This is a genomic window from Marinobacter sp. UBA3607 (assembly GCF_002375525.1).
Lineage (GTDB): Bacteria > Pseudomonadota > Gammaproteobacteria > Pseudomonadales > Oleiphilaceae > Marinobacter > Marinobacter vinifirmus.
Genome location: NZ_DFLY01000024.1, coordinates 1 through 1,086, shown reverse-complemented (window position 1 = coordinate 1,086; position 1,086 = coordinate 1). Strand labels below are relative to the sequence as shown.

The window sequence follows — 1,086 nt, the reverse complement described above, 5'->3', positions numbered from 1 at the left end:
AAGGCCTTTTTCAGCATCTCCGTGACCATGGGAAGCACCGGCCGGTCACGGAGTTCATAGGCCAGGATTTCACCGTTGAACAGGTCCATCACCGGCGACAGGTACAGCTTGCGTCCTTGCACCTTGAACTCAGTAACGTCCGTTGCCCACTTCGTGTTGGGCTTGGTGGCCCGGAAGTCCCGGGCCAGTAGATTCGGTGCTTTCTTGCCCACGGGGCCTCGGTAGGAGCGGTATCGCTTCACCCGAACTCTGGATTTCAGCCCCAGCTGTTGCATCAGCCGCTGAACGATTTTGTGATTCACCTGCTCGCCGAGACGGCGCAAGGCGGCGGTAATGCGTCGGTACCCATAGCGACCATGGTGTTCGCGGTAGATCGCCTGTATACGAGCTTTTAGGGGCTCGTATTTGTCACCCGCTCGCAGCACCTTGAGCTGATAATAGAACGTGCTGCGGGACAGCCCGGCTGCACGCAGCAGTCGTGCCAGGGAATGCTTCTGCCTTAACCCTTGGACCGCTTGCGCTTTTTGCTGCGCGCTGCGGCTTTCTCTTCCTGGATCAAGGCATCCAGCTTTTTTAGATAAGCGTTCTCCGCCCGCAGGTACAACAGCTCTTCGATCAACTCATCCTGCGAGAGACTGCGCTCTGGCGCATCAGCAGGTGGGAGGTCTACAGACTTTTTGGCCATCGGGGCAGCTCGCTTGGTCTCGGAAAGTGGCTTGGTTAGCTGGCCACTATGATACTGCACCAGCCATTTGCCAATAAGCCCCGTGCTCCTGAGGTTAAATCTCGCCTCTGCCTGCCGGTCCGTCAGGCCATCTCGGGTCACGCACTTGACGACATGGAGCTTGAACGACGGGCTGTAATGGTGCTTGGTTGCGGGCTCCAGCCCCTTCAGACCATGGTGCCGGTATCTCGTCACCCACCGCCGAACCAAAGATCTATCGACATTGAATTCTCTGGAGATGCGGTTGAAGCTGGCCCCGCCTTCGAGGTAAAGCTTCACCATCTTTAATTTGAATGCTTCACTATGTGTTCTTGTCATGTGACTCCCCAAAAGTCGGTGTCCAACTTTCGGGGGTCACTTCA

The 1,086-nt window shown here is 56.6% G+C and carries 1 protein-coding gene and 1 pseudogene; both read right to left on the bottom strand.

Annotation, left to right across the window (positions count from 1 at the left end; genetic code table 11):
• Positions 1-536: pseudogene (locus tag B2589_RS08830) on the bottom strand (IS3 family transposase); the annotation flags it as partial.
• Positions 500-1,042 (bottom strand): helix-turn-helix domain-containing protein, encoded by a 543-nt coding sequence (locus B2589_RS14360; protein ID WP_414673943.1) that lies wholly within the window; start codon positions 1,040-1,042, stop codon positions 500-502. The pseudogene B2589_RS08830 and the gene B2589_RS14360, both read right to left, overlap by 37 nt.
• Positions 1,043-1,086 lie beyond the last annotated feature (44 nt).

Excerpts from the sequence above, each read along its gene's own strand:
- B2589_RS14360 (WP_414673943.1), bottom strand. The coding sequence starts at position 1,042 with ATGACAAGAACACATAGTGAAGCATTCAAATTAAAGATGGTGAAGCTT.